Annotated in this window: 2 protein-coding genes; both read right to left on the reverse strand. The window is 63.2% G+C overall.

Annotated elements, in window-relative coordinates:
• Positions 1–53: 53 nt before the first annotated feature.
• Entirely contained in the window at positions 54–350 is a 297-nt protein-coding gene (locus AC0T7J_RS25330) for a YciI family protein (RefSeq protein ID WP_473798529.1), read from the reverse strand.
• Between the two features lie 12 nt (positions 351–362).
• The gene (locus AC0T7J_RS25335; protein ID WP_473798532.1) at positions 363–437 is read right to left on the reverse strand and encodes a muconolactone Delta-isomerase family protein; all 75 of its coding nucleotides are present in this window, start codon (positions 435–437) and stop codon (positions 363–365) included.
• Position 438: the final 1 nt, after the last annotated feature.

Below are 438 nucleotides of genomic sequence, written 5' to 3' on the forward strand. Positions count from 1 at the left end.
TGTGGGAAGTCCTTGGATGAAAACGCGGCCGCGCAAAGGCGGCCGCGACAGGATTACAGGTGGCAGGTGCCGTCGACGTAGGCTTTGCGCCAGCGCGTGATGGTCACGCGGTCGAACAGATTGGCTTGCGAGAACGGATCGGCGTCGATGAACTGTTGCGCGGCTTCGCGCGTGTCCAGGTCCACGATGTACAAACCGCCGCCCGCGTCCTTGCAGTCGTCTTGCAGCTTGGCGCCGCAGGCCAGCAGCAACTGCTTGTTGGCGTCCAGGTATTCCAGATGCGCCGCGCGATGCTGCTGGCGCACTTCCTGGTGGTTGGGCTTGTCGAAGGTTTCGATGATGTAGGGCATGGAAGGCTCCGGTCAGATCGCCGAGGGGTGGCGCGCCAGCGCCGTGACGTTGATGTCCATGTACGGAAACAGCGGCAGCGACGACAGC

It is taken from the genome of Pantoea sp. E956-1, assembly GCF_982223955.1.

Excerpts from the sequence above, each read along its gene's own strand:
- AC0T7J_RS25330 (WP_473798529.1), bottom strand. The coding sequence starts at position 350 with ATGCCCTACATCATCGAAACCTTCGACAAGCCCAACCACCAGGAAGTG.